Genomic DNA, 15,623 nt, shown 5'->3' on the forward strand with positions numbered 1-15,623 from the left:
TATGATAACACTTTTGTATTTATATAACAATAACTGCATAAAAATACCCTAGCCGTGTGAGACTAGGGTGCAAGAAAGAAGCCACCCTTTCCGGTCTCACAGGACTGAATTAAAAGGTTGTTTTTATGAAGCAATCTGCTTAGATTGTTTTGTTTGTTTCGTTTCTGGTAGTAGTAGATTTAACAGTACACCTACAATTGCTGCTAGTGCCATTCCTTCTACTTGGAACGATTCTCCTACGTGAAGTACCGCTCCACCAATGCCGATTACTAGAATTACTGATGCAATCATTAAGTTTCGTTTGTCACTTAAGTCTGTTTTATCATCTACCATCATGCGTAATCCGCTTGATGCGATTACACCGAATAGTAAGATTGATACACCACCCATAACTGGTGTTGGTATGGAGTGGATCAGTGCGGAAATCTTACCAATAAACCCGAATATAATTGCGAATACTGCTGAACCGATGAATAAGTATACACTGTAAGCTCTCGTAATTGCTAGCACACCGATGTTTTCACCGTATGTTGTATTCGGTGGTCCACCTATTAGTGATGCGATCAATGTTGCTACACCATCACCGAAGATTGAACGGTGTAAGCCTGGTTTTTCAATTAAATCTCTTTTAATAACATTTCCAAGTACAATTTGATGTCCGATATGTTCTGAAATTGTTACTAGTGCAACTGGTACCATTAAAAGCACAATCTTCCACGAGAACTCCGGAGTGTATGTTACAAACGGTACTGTGAAATCTGGTACAATAAACCATTTCGCCTCAGCTACCGGCTTTAAGTCTACTAGCCCTTGGAAGTAAGCGAAGATATATCCACCGATGATGCCAAGTAGCACCGGTATGATGCTGAAAAACCCTCTTCCGAATATAGAGCAGATAATTGTAATCGCTAATGTTACTAACGCTACTGAAAAGTGTGTAAAGCTATACTTGCCATCCGCACCGTTCATCGCCATGTTAACTGCTGTATGTGCTAAAGCTAAACCGATTACCATTACGACTGGTCCAACTACGATTGGCGGAAGTAATTTCATAATCCACTCTGACCCTGATTTCTTAATTCCGATTGAGATTAAGATGTACACAAGTCCCGCTAGCAAACCACCCAGCATTGCTGCTCCCGGTCCACCTGCTGTTTTTGCTGTAATAATTGGTGCGATAAAGGCGAATGATGACCCTAAATATGCTGGTACTTGACCTTTTGTTATAAGAAGAAACGCTAGCGTTCCTAATCCACTTGATATTAAAGCTACTGACGGATTCAGTCCTGTTAAAAACGGAACAAGCACTGTTGATCCAAACATCGCGAACAAATGTTGTATACTTAATAATAACCATTTTCCCGGTTTCGGTACTTCATGAATGTCTAACACTGGCTTTTGTTCCATTGTTACATCCTCCTTCAGTTATAATCTTTGCAATAAAAAAACTCTTTGTGCCTGTGCACAAAGAGTCCTACACTTTCGTATGCCAAATTTGACATATGAAAGCCAAGACCCTTTGGCAGCCTCACAGGACTACATTTAAAAGGGTTTTACTTATCGTATATGCTTACTCGATCTTGTTGATCTGTCTCTTGCAAATCAACTTCGATACGCTCTTCACTTGATGTTGGAATGTTCTTTCCTACGTAATCAGCGCGAATTGGTAATTCACGATGACCTCTATCAACAAGAACAGCCAGTTGAATTTGTGATGGTCTACCTAAATCCATAAGAGCATCCATTGCTGCTCGAACTGTTCTTCCTGTATATAATACATCATCCACAAGAATAACTTTTTTCTTCGTAATATCCACAGGGATATCAGAACCTTTTACAAGTGGTTCTTTATTTTTCGATTGTAGTGTTAAATCATCACGATATAACGTAATATCTAACTCTCCTACTTCTATCTCTTTTCCTTCAATTTGACCAATTCGTTCTGCCAAACGTTGTGCAATAAAAATTCCACGAGTTTTAATTCCGACAAGAACACAATTATCGACACCTTTATTTCGTTCCACGATTTCATGACTAATTCGTGTTAAAGCGCGGCGAATCATTTGGTCATCTAAAACGACAGCTTTCTCTTGCATGCTCTACACCTCCAAGCTATTTTTCTTGCGTGAGAGTAATGGTATAAAAAAAGTCCTCTCAGCGTGTGCGAGAGGACTTTTGAAAAAAGGGTACAACATACCCTAAGTATTTCAAACCGTTACCTTCTCAACCTCACGGGGCTGTGTTAAAGGATCATTATTTAACTGTTGCCAGTATCTCAGTTTTCTTGTGATTTGTCAATACTATTTTCGTAAAATATTTAATGCTTCTTCAAATACTTCTGGAATCGGTGCCTCAAACTCAATATATTCACCAGTACGAGGATGATCGAAACCTAAAATACCTGCGTGAAGTGCTTGTCCATTCATATCTAACGTTTTCTTCGGACCATACTTTGGATCCCCTGCAAGTGGATATCCAATATATTTCATATGAACACGAATTTGGTGCGTACGTCCCGTTTCTAAGCGACATTCTACAAGCGTGAAATCTTTGAATCGCTCTAACACTTGGAAGTGAGTAACAGCGTTCTTACCATTTTCATCTACCGTCATACTTTGACGCTCTTTCTTATCGCGGCCAATTGGAGCATCGATAGTTCCCTTATCATGCGGAATAACACCGTGTACAATCGCTTTGTAACGTCTTGTTACTGTTTTTGCTACAAGTTGATTTACAAGTGATTCATGCGCCATATCATTTTTTGCAACCATTAATAGTCCAGATGTATCTTTATCAATACGATGCACGATACCAGGACGCATTACACCGTTAATACCTGATAAATCTGTACAATGGTGCATAAGACCGTTTACAAGCGTACCACTGGTATGCCCTGGTGCTGGATGTACAACCATGCCACGCGGCTTATTTACAACGAGTACATCTGCATCTTCATAATAAATTTCTAAATTCATATCTTCTGGTTGAATATTTAACTCTTCTGGTTCAGGAATCGTTACTGTAATTTCATCATTTTCTTTTACTTTATAATTCCCTTTTACCGCTTTCCCATTTACGGTCACAACGTCATCTTTAATCCATTGCTGCACTTGCGTACGTGACCATTCATTATTTATCCCAGCAACGAATTTATCAATTCGCTCATTTTTTTGCTCTTCTGCAACTGTTACTTGTACTACTTCACTCATTCAATTACTCCTTCGTTTTCTTGCCTTCTAATAATGTTTGAATAATAATTAGTACAACACCAATACATAATGCTGAATCAGCTATATTGAATACCGGATAGTTGTACGAGAAAATATACACGTGAATGAAATCCACTACTTCTTGTCTAAATACACGATCAATAAAGTTACCAATTGCTCCGCCCAAAATTAAGCCTAACGAAATACCTAGAAGTTTGTCTGTTTTTGCATATTTTTTCATATAAAATACGATAAATGCTACAAAAACGACTGTAATAATGTAGAAGAACCACATTTTATTTTCTAAAATACCCCAGGCAGCTCCTCTATTTCGATGTGATGTTATGTATAATACATTGTCGATAATCGGAATGCTCGTACCCAATTCCATGTTCTTTACAATTAACCACTTCGATATTTGATCGATAGCAATGACAAATAACGCTATTACATAATATATCATTTTCATTTCCCCCACAAAGACAGTGTACCTCAAAATTTTAGCATAGCTGCAACCTTTTCACAATGAACCTTTATAGAAGAATAAAATAAATTAAAAAAAGGTAATATAATATCATTGCGCTCATTCATACATTTACCTTTTCATAGAAAAATTCATGAATGGTACGGGCAGTCGGCATCGTTTTCATTTGTTTTACCGGTATATATGTTCCGGTCTCCTCACAAATACCATACATGTCTATTTCCATTTTAAATAGCGCCCGCTCTACATCTTTTAAGTCCTCTTTTATATCATGTAATAGCAGCTTCTTCTTTATCTCTTCTTGCATTTCATATCCAAGTTCTTCACCAAATTCGGTATCATACGTGTGCATTACTTCTTTAGCTAGTCTCTCTTGCAATTCTTTTTTCATCAATTGCAACTCTTCTTTTATTTCCATGTAGATTTCATTCACGTGTACATTCCTCCTAGCTGTAATGTACAGTTAGTGTGTCCGAAATCTATTTGGTTACCTCACACACATTTTTCCTTCACAGGAAAGAGCCTGAAAGTTATGTTGATATATCTTTAACAAAAAAACTGACTGCCATCAGTAGCAGTCAGCTTTTTTATTATTTTACATAGTTTTCTTTAACAACTGTTGCACAACGCTCACATAATGTTTCATGTTCAGCATCTTTACCAATTGTTTCTGAAACTACCCAACAACGTTCACATGTTTCACCAGTTGCTTGAGTAACAACAACCGCTGTATGCTCATACTTCGGCGCATCTGCTGGTGCTTCTTCCATCATACCACCAAGTTTATACGCAGAGACGATGAATAATTGTTTTAAGTCTTCGCTAATAGACTCTAACATAGCTTTCATTTCTACAGTCGGATATAACGTAATGCTCGCATTTAATGACTTACCAATTACTTTTTCATTACGAGCTACTTCTAACGCTTTTAATACGTCATCACGTAACGTCATAAATGCATCCCATTTTGTTTTTAATGCTTCCGCACCATCTAATTGTACAGCTTCTGGCATATCAGTTAATTGTACACTTTCTTCTGTTACACCTGGAATGTATGGCCATACTTCATCAGCTGTATGCGGTAAGATTGGTGTTACAAGTTTCGTCAATGCAACAAGAACATCATATAATACTGTTTGAATTGCACGACGATCTTCGTGGTTTGCACCTTCAATGTATAAAATGTCTTTTGCAAAGTCTAAGTAGAATGAACTTAAATCAATTGTACAGAAGTTATGAATTGCATGATACACAGCAGCGAAGTCGTATGCTTCATATGCTTCTTTTACTTTTGTAATTAAATCATTTAATTTCACTAACATGTAACGGTCTACTTCACGAAGTTCAGCTACCGCTACTGTATTTTCACTTGGATTAAAGTCGTCTAAGTTTCCTAATAAGAAACGGAATGTGTTACGAATTTTACGATAAACTTCTGCTACTTGTTTTAAAATATCATCTGAAATACGTACATCAGATTGATAGTCAACAGAAGATACCCATAAGCGTAAAATGTCTCCGCCTAATTGATCCATAATTTTTTTCGGTACGACGATGTTTCCAATCGACTTACTCATTTTACGACCTTCACCATCTAATACGAAACCATGGCTTAACACGCCTTTATATGGTGCTTTACCCGTTACAGCAACCGCTGTTGATAATGAAGAGTTGAACCAACCACGATACTGGTCAGATCCTTCTAAATATAAATCAGCTGGACGTTGTAAGTCTTCACGTTCTTCTAATACCGCTTGGTGAGAAGAACCTGAATCGAACCATACATCCATGATGTCTGTTTCTTTACGGAATTCACCATTCGGGCTACCTGGATGTGTAAATCCTTCTGGTAATAGATCTTTTGCTTCACGCTCGAACCATACGTTAGAACCGTGTTCACGGAATAACTCTGCTACATGGTTAATTGTTTCATCCGTAATGATTGGATCGCCATTCTCGGCATAGAATACAGGAATCGGTACACCCCATGCACGCTGACGAGAAATACACCAGTCACCGCGGTCACGAACCATATTATGAAGACGAGTTTCTCCCCATGCCGGTACCCATTTCGTTTCTTCAACAGCTTGTAATAACTCTTTACGGAATGCTTCGATAGATGCAAACCACTGTGCTGTTGCACGGAAAATAATTGGCTTTTTCGTTCTCCAATCATGTGGGTATGAATGTGTAATAAATGTTAATTTTAGTAACGCGCCTACTTCTTCTAATTTTTCCGTAATTGGCTTGTTAGCTTTATCATAGAATAAGCCTTCAAATCCAGGCGCTTCATCTGTTAATACACCTTTATCATCAACTGGGCAAAGTACTTCTAAGCCGTACTTTTTACCAACAACGAAGTCATCTTCCCCGTGCCCAGGTGCTGTATGAACGCAACCCGTACCTGCATCTGTTGTTACGTGCTCCCCTAGCATAACTAATGAATCACGGTCGTAGAATGGATGTTTTGCAACTGTATATTCAAGTTCGCTACCTTTTACCGTTTTCACAACTTCAGTATTTTCCCATTCTAATGTTTTTGCAACTGTATCGAATAGTTCAGAAGCGATGATATATTTCTCGCCATTTACTTTCACAATAGCATATTCAAGTTCTGGATGAACAGAAATACCTAAGTTTGCAGGTAATGTCCAAGGTGTTGTTGTCCAAATGATATATTTCTCATCACCTTCTAATACGTTCTTTCCGTCTTTTACAGGGAATGCTACGTAAATAGATGCTGATTTCTTATCTTGGTATTCAATCTCAGCTTCTGCTAAAGCGGATTCACTCGTTGGAGACCAGTAAACTGGTTTTTGACCTTTATAGATATAACCTTTTTTCGCCATGTCACCAAACACTTTAATTTGTTGTGCCTCATAAGCTGGCTCTAAAGTAATATATGGATTATCCCAATCTGCACGTACACCTAGACGTTTAAATTGTTCACGTTGACGTTCAACTTGTTCATATGCATACTCTGCACATAACTTACGGAACTCAGCAACTGTCATTTCTTTACGTTTTACACCTTTGTTCGTTAATGCTTGTTCAATTGGTAAACCGTGCGTATCCCATCCAGGTACATATGGTGCACAGTAACCCGTCATTGATTTATAACGAACAATAAAGTCTTTTAACACTTTGTTTAGTGCATGTCCCATATGAATGTCACCATTCGCATATGGAGGTCCATCATGCAGTACAAATAAAGGACGACCTTTTGTATGCTCTTGTACTTTTTCGTAAATATTCATTTCAGCCCATTTTTCTTGCATTGCAGGCTCACGTTTTGGTAAATTCCCACGCATTGGGAACTCTGTTTTTGGCATTAGTAATGTATTTTTATACTCCATGCTCAATTCCTCCTTACATGTATAAAAGAAAGACCTAAAAAACGGAATAAAAAAGAGACTTTCTCATCCCAAAAAGGGACGAGAAAGTCTCCCGCGGTACCACCCTAGTAGATTATATACGCATGTATATAATCCTCTTTATATTCTTAACGCGAATATACGCCGACGCTTACTCCATTTGTTCAGCGCGGAACTCCAGGGTGATATTCCCATTATCTCCTTATCCTGAGCTCACACTATCCTCAGTTCGCTATATAAGGTATGAAAAAGGTACTTATCCCTATCTTCGTTTTTCTTAATAAATATGTTGTTTAAAATTATATGTAATAATGAGAAAAACGTCAAGCTTACACTGTTTCTTCTTTTTTCAACAGTTCATCTACTTCGTCTTCTAACTCAATTAGTTTATCCCAATCATCGTTGTTTAACATTTCAAGCTGTGTTTCTAATAACATACGGAAACGAGTTCGGAATACTTTCGCTTGTTTCTTTAGCTCTTCAATATCAAAAGCAACTTTTCTTGATTTTACTAAAGCTTCGTTAATGATACGATCTGCATTCTTCTCTGCTTCACGCACGATTAATTTCGCTTCTTTTTGCGCATTACGTTTTACTTCTTCCGCTGCTTCTTGTGCAACAACAATAGATTTGTTTAACGTATCTTCAATATTAGAGAAGTGATCTAACTTTCCTTCTAATTGCGCAACTTTTTCTTCTAAAGCTTTTTTCTCACGAATGACTAATTCATAATCTTTGATAATTTGATCAAGAAACTCATTTACTTGATCTTCATCATAGCCACGAAATCCGCGACCAAATTCTTTGTTATGAATATCTAATGGTGTTAACGGCACAACGCCACCTCCAAGTAGTTATCTAAATTTCCTCTTTCAATTATATCTTTTCTTCGACAAAATAGGAGGATTTCCTTCTAAAAAACCAATCATTTTAGTATACCATACAAAATTCTCCATTTGTCGCGCTTTGTTCTACCTTCTACAGAAAATAATTTACTTCGCCCATATCCTCTCACTGAAAAAACATCTCCTGGATAACATTCATAAGAAGTTTGTTCTACTGTTTTCCAATTAACTTTTACTAAACCATTTTTTATAAGAGGTTGTATTTTCTGTCTGGATAGATGTAACATTTCTGCTAACATAACATCTAAACGAAGTGAAGAAACCGTTCCAGATTTCTCTCCCCATGTTTCATGGATCTGTAGAATTTGTTCTCCTTGTATAGGTGATAAGGAGATTTTTACTTTTCCTATTGATTGTAAGTTCATCTCAATGTACGATACGATTTCTTTCGCAACTACAATTTGGGCACGATTTTCTTGAAGCAAAATATCACCACATTTTTCTCTCGTTAAACCAAGTGACATAAATGTACCTAATATTTGCCTATGTTCTAGCGTATAAAACTTGGAAGGATAGTCAATTTCTAATACTTCTACTTGAAATTCTTCTTCATTTAATTCTAGATAGTCTGGATAAATGAGTGCTCTTCTACGCTCCGCATGTGGCGTTGCACCATCAAATCGTACAGCAACGTCCCCTTGCCCTATTACCATAGAAACAATTTGTTGCTGTCTTGGATCAAGGAAGTCTGTTAATTTCACTTGATGGTACTCCGCCGTTCGCTTCCACTCTAACACTTTATCCACAAAGACCTCTTCATCAGGTCTGAAATGTTCGTAGATGCTCATGTATTTAACCTCTTAGTACAAAAAATAGCTGAACAAACTTACTAAACCATTTGTAGCAAGCCTTAAAGCAAAAATAGCAACGATTGGAGAGATATCAATCATACCAAGCGGCGGAATAAACCTGCGAAATGGTTCTAAATACGGTTCACAAATACGCGCAAGAAAATCTCCAAAAGTTGATTCCTTAGCACCAGGGAACCATGATAGGAGAATGTAAATAATAAGTGCCCACGAGTAAATCTCGATAGCATAAATTAAAACATTTAAAACTGTTGTCATGGCGTATTACCACCTCTTTATATTTGTTTCTTCTTCTTCACCGAATAACTCTGAAATTGCGCCAACAATATCTACATTTTCAGGCGTACACATAAATGTTTTTGGTCCTATTTTTTGAATGTCCCCGCCTATAGCGTATACAGTACCACTTAAAAAGTCAACGATACGTACGGCTTGATCAGTAGACATTCTTTGTAAATTAATTACAACAGCTCGTCTACCCTTCAAATGATCCGCAATCCCTTGCGCTTCCGAATATGTGCGTGGTTCTAATAAAACAACTTTTGAAGATTGCTTCGCTGTTTCAATACTCACAATATTTTGCTTCGGTTGTACTTTCGTAAACGGAACATCTTGTTGTTCAGGGGGATCTTGTGGCTTTTTCATGTCTGTTTGCTCCTTTTCATAACTATATTGAGCGGCTTCTTTTTCTTCTGGTGTGTCAAAAAAGAAGTATTTTACTTTTGACCAACTCATAATAACTTTCTCCTTCCTTTTACGCTTTTCCTACTAAAATCGTTCCCAAACGAATATATGTAGCACCTTCCTCAATTGCAATCGTATAATCATTTGACATTCCCATTGATAATTCTTTACATGGCGCATGTAATAGATTTAGCTCCTGCACCTCTATTTGTAGCTTGCGCAAGTCCTTAAAGCAGCGGCGAACCTCTTCCTCTTCTTCTGTAAATGGAGCCATCGTCATTAATCCGACCACTTCAATCTTATCAAATTCTTGCAAACTTTGAATAAAAGAAACCGTTTCTTCTATTGCCAAGCCTTGCTTTGATTCTTCAGATGATGTTTTCACCTGAATAAAACATTTAATTTTCTTATCTGCACGTTTTTGAATTTCTTTTGCAAGCGAAAGACGATCTAACGAATGTAAATAATCAATTTGATTTATGATTTCTTTTACTTTTCTCGTTTGTAATGATCCAATAAAATGCCACTTTACTTTTGAAACGAAATGCTCGTATTTCTGTAAAAAACCTTCATTTCTATTTTCACCTAAATCGATAATTCCGGCTTCAATTACCTCGTTTGTTTTTTCAATTCCTACTGTTTTTGTAACTGCGACGAGTTTAATATCTTGTAACGAACGTCCAGCTCGTACACAAGATGCTTTAATAGCTTCGTTTACAGTTGCTAAATTCTCTTGTACTGTCACTTGTTTCCTTCCTCCTTAAAACCTATGAAACTCAACATTCTCCCTGTCTTACCTTGATCACGACGATGAGAGAAGAATAGTTGTTCCTCACAGCTTGTACAAAGAGATGACATTACAATATGCTCTTCTTTTATACCTGCTTGTACACATAATATACGATTAATTTCTTTTAGATTAATTGCGTACTGCCCATCAGAAATTTTTTTATAAGGAACAGAACCGTTTACTACTTGCTGTGCTGCTGTTAATACTCGATCATCGACAACATAACAACAAGATCCAATTGCGGGTCCAATTGCAACATGAATTTCATCACTTGAAACCCCTTCTGCGTTCCACTTTTGGATCATTTCTTTTGCAATCTCTTTTACAGTCCCTTTCCAGCCAGCATGTGCAAGTCCTATCATACCATGTGATGGTGCATAAAAATAGAGTGGTACACAATCCGCGTAACAAGACGTTAAAAGAACATCTTCATTAGTCGTATAAATGCCATCTGTTTTGGAAATGCCATCCTCGTAAGAATATACGCCACTTCCTCTTTCTTCTTGTCCTACTTTTTCAACATGATGATCATGAACTTGTTCAGAGCAAATCCAATTCTCTAATGGTTTGTGTAACTTATTCGCTAAAATGCGTCTGTTTTCATGAACGTTCTCCACGATATCATTCACATGTAATCCTAAATTCATCGCATGAAAGGAGCCCGTACTTATCCCACCATCTTTTGTCGTAAATCCAGCAGTAATGTTTCCAAGTTCTTTCCACGCTTGTAAATACAGTATACCGTCCACATATTTAAATGGTTCTCTCATAAAGCGGCTCCTTTTAATTAAAATAACAGAAAAAAAGCATGGTACTTCCTGTCTATTTTACCATACTTTTATTTTTTCATAATGCCAACATAAAAAAAAGAGGAATTTGTAATATTCTTTATGAAATTGTCGGTGTTTGTATTGATTCTGTTACAGAATTAACAGGATTTACTCTTACAAGTATGACATCTTCCCCAATTTTCATAATTTCCTCCCAAGGAATTATAACTTCTACACCTTTCCCAAAAATACCCAGAATACGTGCTTGTTTAGAAATAATAACAGACTTTATTTTTCCAGTATCTATATCAATATCGATGTCTCCGATATTTCCAAGTCTTTTGCCATCCGAAATATTTACAACATCCTTCATTTGAAACTCCGAAATTCGTATCACTTTCATCCTCTCCCTTATATGGCGAATTGGAAGTACAAAGAACACTGTATCTCACATTAAATTAACAAGAAGTAACCGCTGCTAAGCCCCATATTATTTCCATTATATGAGCACAGCCTCACTACTATGAGTGCAAACCGTATTACATATAAAAAGGTCTCACCAAAAATGGTGAGAACCTTATCCTTGAATCGTTTTATTCATTTGTTTAATAGCTGATTTCTCTAAACGTGATACTTGCGCTTGAGAAATCCCAATTTCTTCTGCAACTTCCATTTGTGTCTTTCCTTGAAAGAAACGTTTTCGAATAATCATTTTCTCACGATCATTTAAACGCTTCATTCCCTCTTTCAGCGCTAACTCTTCAATCCACTGCTCGTCCTTTTGCTTTTCATCACTTAACTGATCCATAACAAAGATAGGATCTCCTCCATCATTATAAATCGGCTCAAATAATGACACTGGATCTTGAATTGCATCTAAAGCAAAAACAATTTCTTCATGAGTCACTTCTAGAACTTTTGCAATATCCATTGCTGTTGGTTCTTTCGAATTTTCTGCAATCAACTTCTCCCTTACTTGCAACGCTTTATACGCAATATCTCGTAATGAGCGAGACACACGAATCGGATTGTTGTCACGCAAATATCTGCGTATTTCCCCAATAATCATCGGCACAGCATACGTTGAAAATTTTACATTTTGGCCTAAATCAAAGTTATCAATAGATTTCATAAGTCCGATGCAGCCAACTTGAAATAAATCGTCAACATATTCTCCTCTGTTATTAAATCTTTGGATGACGCTCAGTACAAGACGTAAGTTTCCATTCACTAATTTCTCTCTTGCGCTTATCTCTCCACTTTGCATTTCACGAAATAATTTACGCATTTCTTCATTTTTTAGTACTGGAAGTTTAGCTGTATCAACACCGCAAATTTCTACTTTGTTTCTCGTCAAAGTGTTCCCTCCTATCGGGAGTTGCTGTACAGTGTAAAGTATTTCCTTTGAAGGGGATTTTATGCATGCGGTTTACTCTTCTTTTTTCACTTTAGTCGCCTCTCATAATACAACTAAAAAGAATAAGACCAGCCTAGATAGCGGCTGGTCTTATTCTTTACACCATTTTATTAAATTCTTTTCGTAATCTTTTTATGATTCTTTTTTCTAAACGCGAAATATATGACTGTGAAATTCCAAGCATATCCGCCACATCTTTTTGCGTCTTTTCCTCTCCCCCAGCAAGCCCAAACCGAAGCTCCATAATTTGTTTTTCACGATCATTTAATTGGTGCAATGCTTTCATTAGAAGATGTCGATCTACAGTAGCTTCTAAATCTTTTGTAATAATATCATCATCCGTACCTAACACATCTGATAATAATAGTTCATTCCCATCCCAATCAATGTTTAGCGGTTCGTCAAAAGAAACTTCCGAACGATTTTTATTATTGCGACGCAAATGCATTAAAATCTCATTTTCTATACAACGAGATGCATATGTTGCTAATTTTATTTTCTTTTCTGGATTAAATGTATTCACTGCTTTAATAAGGCCGATTGTTCCTATGCTAATCAAATCTTCAATATTTATCCCTGTATTTTCAAATTTTCTTGCTATATATACAACTAGCCGTAAGTTGCGTTCAATAAGTAATGATCTTGCTGCCTGATCACCTTTTGGCAATTTATTTAAAAGAACTTCCTCCTCTTCTTTCGTTAACGGCGGTGGTAACGCCTCACTACCACCAATATAATAAATTTCATCGGTCTTAATTCCTAATTTCAGCAATACTTTATACCAAAGGTACACTAAATAAAATTTAAATTTCATCATATTATCCCGCCTCTCATAATTAAGCAATTACCATCTTTTGCGAAATCAACATTTTTGGATGTACAATGCATTGATACTCTCCGTTGGTAGACAATTGTTGCGTATTTAATCCAATCAATACTTTGTTTACAACAATAGAACTACCTTCATGAAATACTTGCACACTGTCTGGCTTAATTGCCCATAAAAATTGATTCTCTACTCCTACTGCTCGGAAAGGAATTAAGCGTAATTTTGTCGCCCATCCAGAATCATTTTCTGGTATTTGAGGAATTTCTGTTTTGGAATAAATTTGTTCTGTTAACCAAGCTGGTAAACAATGTTCTAATGATGAAATATGCATAATCATAACGGGTGTTTTTGTTAACGGGTCGTAAAGTTGATTCCCACTATCAATTAAACCTGCAAGTTCTAGTTCTTCTTCAGCTAATTGAATTTTCACTTTCACAATTTGGTCATAGTGTATTTTCGTGACCTCTACGCTTTCAATACGCTTTTTAGAAAAATAATAAATCACTGGAAAACCAAAAATAACAAACAACCAACTAATTGGATCACCGTAAGAAATTGATTTAGACTGAACCAATCCACTTACCATTTCATTCGTTTGCAAAAAGAAATGTGTTCCCATTAATCCACCGCCAACCATAAAGGTTACAAAGTAAAAAGTAAAAACAGTTTGTGCATAATTTCTAAACGTTGTAAAACCAAATGCTGTATACACGATAAGTAATGAGTACAGTAGTTTCATAATTGGATGTGTCATCATAGAAGCAAAAGGGGTAAAGGCAAAAATAACAATGGTTGAACCTATAAATGCCCCTAACACAAGCCTCCATCTTTTGATCTTCTTTTTTAACACGGTAGCCGTTAATAAAAGTAAAAGAAAATCAATGCAGGCGTTTAACAACCAAACAACGTCGGCGTAAACAACCAAACAATTCACCTCTTTTTTTAAGTTGAGACTAGTATAATGCATATCCAATAGGAAAGTGTGTCAATTTGCGGAGGTGTTTTTTTGTTATTTTGTGATTTCTAGACATAATCTGTCGGTAAAAAATAATAGTATCGTTTCATAGAATGCTATATTTTTATTTTTTCTATTGATTATAAATCTAAATATACAAAATAAAAAAGACCTGCTTAGCAGATCTTTTTCATTAAAAAAAACAAAAAAAGGAGCATGAAAGCTCCTTTTCTTTTATCGTCTACGACGGTTACGTAAGAATGCTGGAATATCGATATCATCTGAATCTGAATGACGATCATGTACAACCGGCTCTTCACGCTTCATTTCACGTTTTACTTCACGTTGTTTTGGAGGCTGAGCTACTGGTTGTTGCTGTTGTTGTGCATGATTCACATTCGAACGGATAATTGGTTTTGGTGGTTGAGTTGCAATTGTATCATCAAAACCAGTTGCAATTACAGTTACAACGATATCATCTTTTAATCCTTCATTAATAACAGAACCGAAAATCATATTTACTTCTGGATCCGAAGCCGAAGCTACAATATCTGCTGCTTCTTGTACTTCGTATAAACTTAAGTTAGCTCCACCCGTAATGTTCATAATCACACCTTGAGCTCCATCAATAGATGTTTCTAGTAATGGACTAGAAATCGCTTTTTTCGCGGCTTCAGCAGCACGATTTTCTCCGTTACCAGAACCAATACCCATTAAAGCAGAACCTCTATTAGACATAATTGTCTTTACGTCTGCAAAGTCTAAGTTAATTAAACCTGGTGTTGCAATTAAATCCGAAATACCTTGAACACCTTGACGTAATACGTTATCTGCTTCACGGAACGCTTCTAACATCGGCGTATTTTTATCAACAATCTCTAATAAACGATCGTTTGGAATTACAATAAGTGTATCTACATTTTCTTTAAATGCCGCAATACCAGATGCAGCTTGCGTTGCACGCTTACGTCCCTCAAATGTAAATGGACGTGTTACAACACCAACTGTTAACGCACCTAATTCTTTTGCAACTTGAGCAACAACTGGAGCTGCACCAGTTCCAGTTCCGCCGCCCATACCAGCAGTTACGAAGACCATATCTGCACCACGAAGTGCTTCTTGGATCTGTTCTTTACTTTCTTCTGCAGCTTTTTTCCCTACTTCAGGGTTTGCGCCAGCACCAAGTCCACGCGTTAATTTTCCACCAATTTGCATTTTTGTTTCAGCTTTTGATAAATTTAATGCTTGTGCATCAGTATTCACAGCGATAAAGTCTACACCTTGTACACCGTGTTCAATCATACGGTTTACAGCATTGTTTCCGCCACCGCCGACACCGATAACTTTTATATTCGCTAATTGATCTTGAGTAGTATCAAACTCTAACATGTCGAAAT

At 36.7% G+C, this 15,623-nt stretch carries 17 protein-coding genes and 1 other annotated feature; all 17 genes read right to left on the minus strand.

The window, feature by feature from the left end; genetic code table 11:
- Window positions 1–123: 123 nt before the first annotated feature.
- The 17 genes from uraA to ftsZ all read right to left on the minus strand — a co-directional run bounded on the left by uraA (window position 124) and on the right by ftsZ (window position 15,615).
- Window positions 124–1,407 (minus strand): uracil permease, encoded by a 1,284-nt coding sequence (gene uraA / locus ACQKNR_RS02070; protein ID WP_427315007.1) that lies wholly within the window; start codon window positions 1,405–1,407, stop codon window positions 124–126.
- Window positions 1,408–1,553: 146 nt separating this feature from the next.
- Window positions 1,554–2,096 (minus strand): bifunctional pyrimidine operon transcriptional regulator/uracil phosphoribosyltransferase, encoded by a 543-nt coding sequence (gene pyrR, locus ACQKNR_RS02075; RefSeq protein WP_001156487.1) that lies wholly within the window; start codon window positions 2,094–2,096, stop codon window positions 1,554–1,556.
- Window positions 2,097–2,300: 204 nt separating this feature from the next.
- The gene (locus tag ACQKNR_RS02080; RefSeq protein WP_427315010.1) at window positions 2,301–3,209 is read right to left on the minus strand and encodes an RluA family pseudouridine synthase; all 909 of its coding nucleotides are present in this window, start codon (window positions 3,207–3,209) and stop codon (window positions 2,301–2,303) included.
- A 4-nt stretch (window positions 3,210–3,213) separates the two neighbouring features.
- Window positions 3,214–3,672: a lipoprotein signal peptidase LspA gene (gene lspA / locus ACQKNR_RS02085; RefSeq protein ID WP_000642177.1), complete on the minus strand. Its 459-nt coding sequence runs from the start codon at window positions 3,670–3,672 to the stop codon at window positions 3,214–3,216.
- Window positions 3,673–3,796: 124 nt separating this feature from the next.
- Window positions 3,797–4,126, minus strand: a complete 330-nt coding sequence (locus ACQKNR_RS02090; RefSeq protein ID WP_427315012.1) for a molecular chaperone DnaK — start codon at window positions 4,124–4,126, stop codon at window positions 3,797–3,799.
- 157 nt (window positions 4,127–4,283) lie between these two features.
- Window positions 4,284–7,049: an isoleucine--tRNA ligase gene (gene ileS2, locus ACQKNR_RS02095; protein ID WP_427315014.1), complete on the minus strand. Its 2,766-nt coding sequence runs from the start codon at window positions 7,047–7,049 to the stop codon at window positions 4,284–4,286.
- A 71-nt stretch (window positions 7,050–7,120) separates the two neighbouring features.
- Window positions 7,121–7,345 (minus strand) — a binding site (T-box leader).
- A 51-nt stretch (window positions 7,346–7,396) separates the two neighbouring features.
- Entirely contained in the window at window positions 7,397–7,903 is a 507-nt protein-coding gene (divIVA, locus tag ACQKNR_RS02100) for a septum site-determining protein DivIVA (RefSeq protein ID WP_001131611.1), read from the minus strand.
- Between the two features lie 89 nt (window positions 7,904–7,992).
- Complete coding sequence (locus ACQKNR_RS02105) at window positions 7,993–8,760, minus strand: RNA-binding protein (protein ID WP_427315016.1); 768 nt, start codon at window positions 8,758–8,760, stop codon at window positions 7,993–7,995.
- Window positions 8,761–8,772: 12 nt separating this feature from the next.
- Window positions 8,773–9,039: a YggT family protein gene (locus ACQKNR_RS02110; protein WP_427315018.1), complete on the minus strand. Its 267-nt coding sequence runs from the start codon at window positions 9,037–9,039 to the stop codon at window positions 8,773–8,775.
- A 6-nt stretch (window positions 9,040–9,045) separates the two neighbouring features.
- Window positions 9,046–9,516, minus strand: coding sequence for a cell division protein SepF (locus ACQKNR_RS02115; RefSeq protein ID WP_427315020.1), 471 nt, complete (start codon window positions 9,514–9,516; stop codon window positions 9,046–9,048).
- A 19-nt stretch (window positions 9,517–9,535) separates the two neighbouring features.
- Window positions 9,536–10,210 (minus strand): YggS family pyridoxal phosphate-dependent enzyme, encoded by a 675-nt coding sequence (locus tag ACQKNR_RS02120; RefSeq protein ID WP_427315022.1) that lies wholly within the window; start codon window positions 10,208–10,210, stop codon window positions 9,536–9,538.
- The gene (pgeF, locus tag ACQKNR_RS02125; RefSeq protein WP_427315024.1) at window positions 10,207–11,025 is read right to left on the minus strand and encodes a peptidoglycan editing factor PgeF; all 819 of its coding nucleotides are present in this window, start codon (window positions 11,023–11,025) and stop codon (window positions 10,207–10,209) included. The genes ACQKNR_RS02120 and pgeF overlap by 4 nt, the downstream gene beginning before the upstream one ends.
- 118 nt (window positions 11,026–11,143) lie before the next feature.
- On the minus strand, window positions 11,144–11,428 hold the full coding sequence (locus ACQKNR_RS02130) for a YlmC/YmxH family sporulation protein (protein ID WP_427315025.1): 285 nt from the start codon (window positions 11,426–11,428) through the stop codon (window positions 11,144–11,146).
- Between the two features lie 174 nt (window positions 11,429–11,602).
- On the minus strand, window positions 11,603–12,382 hold the full coding sequence (gene sigG, locus ACQKNR_RS02135; protein ID WP_081143613.1) for an RNA polymerase sporulation sigma factor SigG: 780 nt from the start codon (window positions 12,380–12,382) through the stop codon (window positions 11,603–11,605).
- 157 nt (window positions 12,383–12,539) lie between these two features.
- The gene (sigE, locus tag ACQKNR_RS02140) at window positions 12,540–13,259 is read right to left on the minus strand and encodes an RNA polymerase sporulation sigma factor SigE (protein ID WP_000975305.1); all 720 of its coding nucleotides are present in this window, start codon (window positions 13,257–13,259) and stop codon (window positions 12,540–12,542) included.
- Between the two features lie 19 nt (window positions 13,260–13,278).
- Window positions 13,279–14,196 (minus strand): sigma-E processing peptidase SpoIIGA, encoded by a 918-nt coding sequence (gene spoIIGA, locus ACQKNR_RS02145; protein WP_427315027.1) that lies wholly within the window; start codon window positions 14,194–14,196, stop codon window positions 13,279–13,281.
- Between the two features lie 264 nt (window positions 14,197–14,460).
- On the minus strand, window positions 14,461–15,615 hold the full coding sequence (ftsZ, locus tag ACQKNR_RS02150; RefSeq protein WP_427315029.1) for a cell division protein FtsZ: 1,155 nt from the start codon (window positions 15,613–15,615) through the stop codon (window positions 14,461–14,463).
- Window positions 15,616–15,623: the final 8 nt, after the last annotated feature.

Source organism: Bacillus sp. NPDC094077 (assembly GCF_050279465.1).
Taxonomy (GTDB): Bacteria; Bacillota; Bacilli; order Bacillales; family Bacillaceae_G; genus Bacillus_A.

What these genes read in the sequence shown, in the direction of transcription:
- ACQKNR_RS02110 (WP_427315018.1), bottom strand. Translation starts at nt 9,039, where the DNA reads ATGACAACAGTTTTAAATGTTTTAATTTATGCTATCGAGATTTACTCG.
- pyrR (WP_001156487.1), bottom strand. Translation starts at nt 2,096, where the DNA reads ATGCAAGAGAAAGCTGTCGTTTTAGATGACCAAATGATTCGCCGCGCT.
- ACQKNR_RS02130 (WP_427315025.1), bottom strand. Translation starts at nt 11,428, where the DNA reads ATGAAAGTGATACGAATTTCGGAGTTTCAAATGAAGGATGTTGTAAAT.
- ACQKNR_RS02115 (WP_427315020.1), bottom strand. Translation starts at nt 9,516, where the DNA reads ATGAGTTGGTCAAAAGTAAAATACTTCTTTTTTGACACACCAGAAGAA.
- ACQKNR_RS02080 (WP_427315010.1), bottom strand. Translation starts at nt 3,209, where the DNA reads ATGAGTGAAGTAGTACAAGTAACAGTTGCAGAAGAGCAAAAAAATGAG.
- ileS2 (WP_427315014.1), bottom strand. Translation starts at nt 7,049, where the DNA reads ATGGAGTATAAAAATACATTACTAATGCCAAAAACAGAGTTCCCAATG.
- lspA (WP_000642177.1), bottom strand. Translation starts at nt 3,672, where the DNA reads ATGATATATTATGTAATAGCGTTATTTGTCATTGCTATCGATCAAATA.
- uraA (WP_427315007.1), bottom strand. Translation starts at nt 1,407, where the DNA reads ATGGAACAAAAGCCAGTGTTAGACATTCATGAAGTACCGAAACCGGGA.
- ACQKNR_RS02105 (WP_427315016.1), bottom strand. Translation starts at nt 8,760, where the DNA reads ATGAGCATCTACGAACATTTCAGACCTGATGAAGAGGTCTTTGTGGAT.
- sigE (WP_000975305.1), bottom strand. Translation starts at nt 13,259, where the DNA reads ATGATGAAATTTAAATTTTATTTAGTGTACCTTTGGTATAAAGTATTG.
- ftsZ (WP_427315029.1), bottom strand. Translation starts at nt 15,615, where the DNA reads ATGTTAGAGTTTGATACTACTCAAGATCAATTAGCGAATATAAAAGTT.
- pgeF (WP_427315024.1), bottom strand. Translation starts at nt 11,025, where the DNA reads ATGAGAGAACCATTTAAATATGTGGACGGTATACTGTATTTACAAGCG.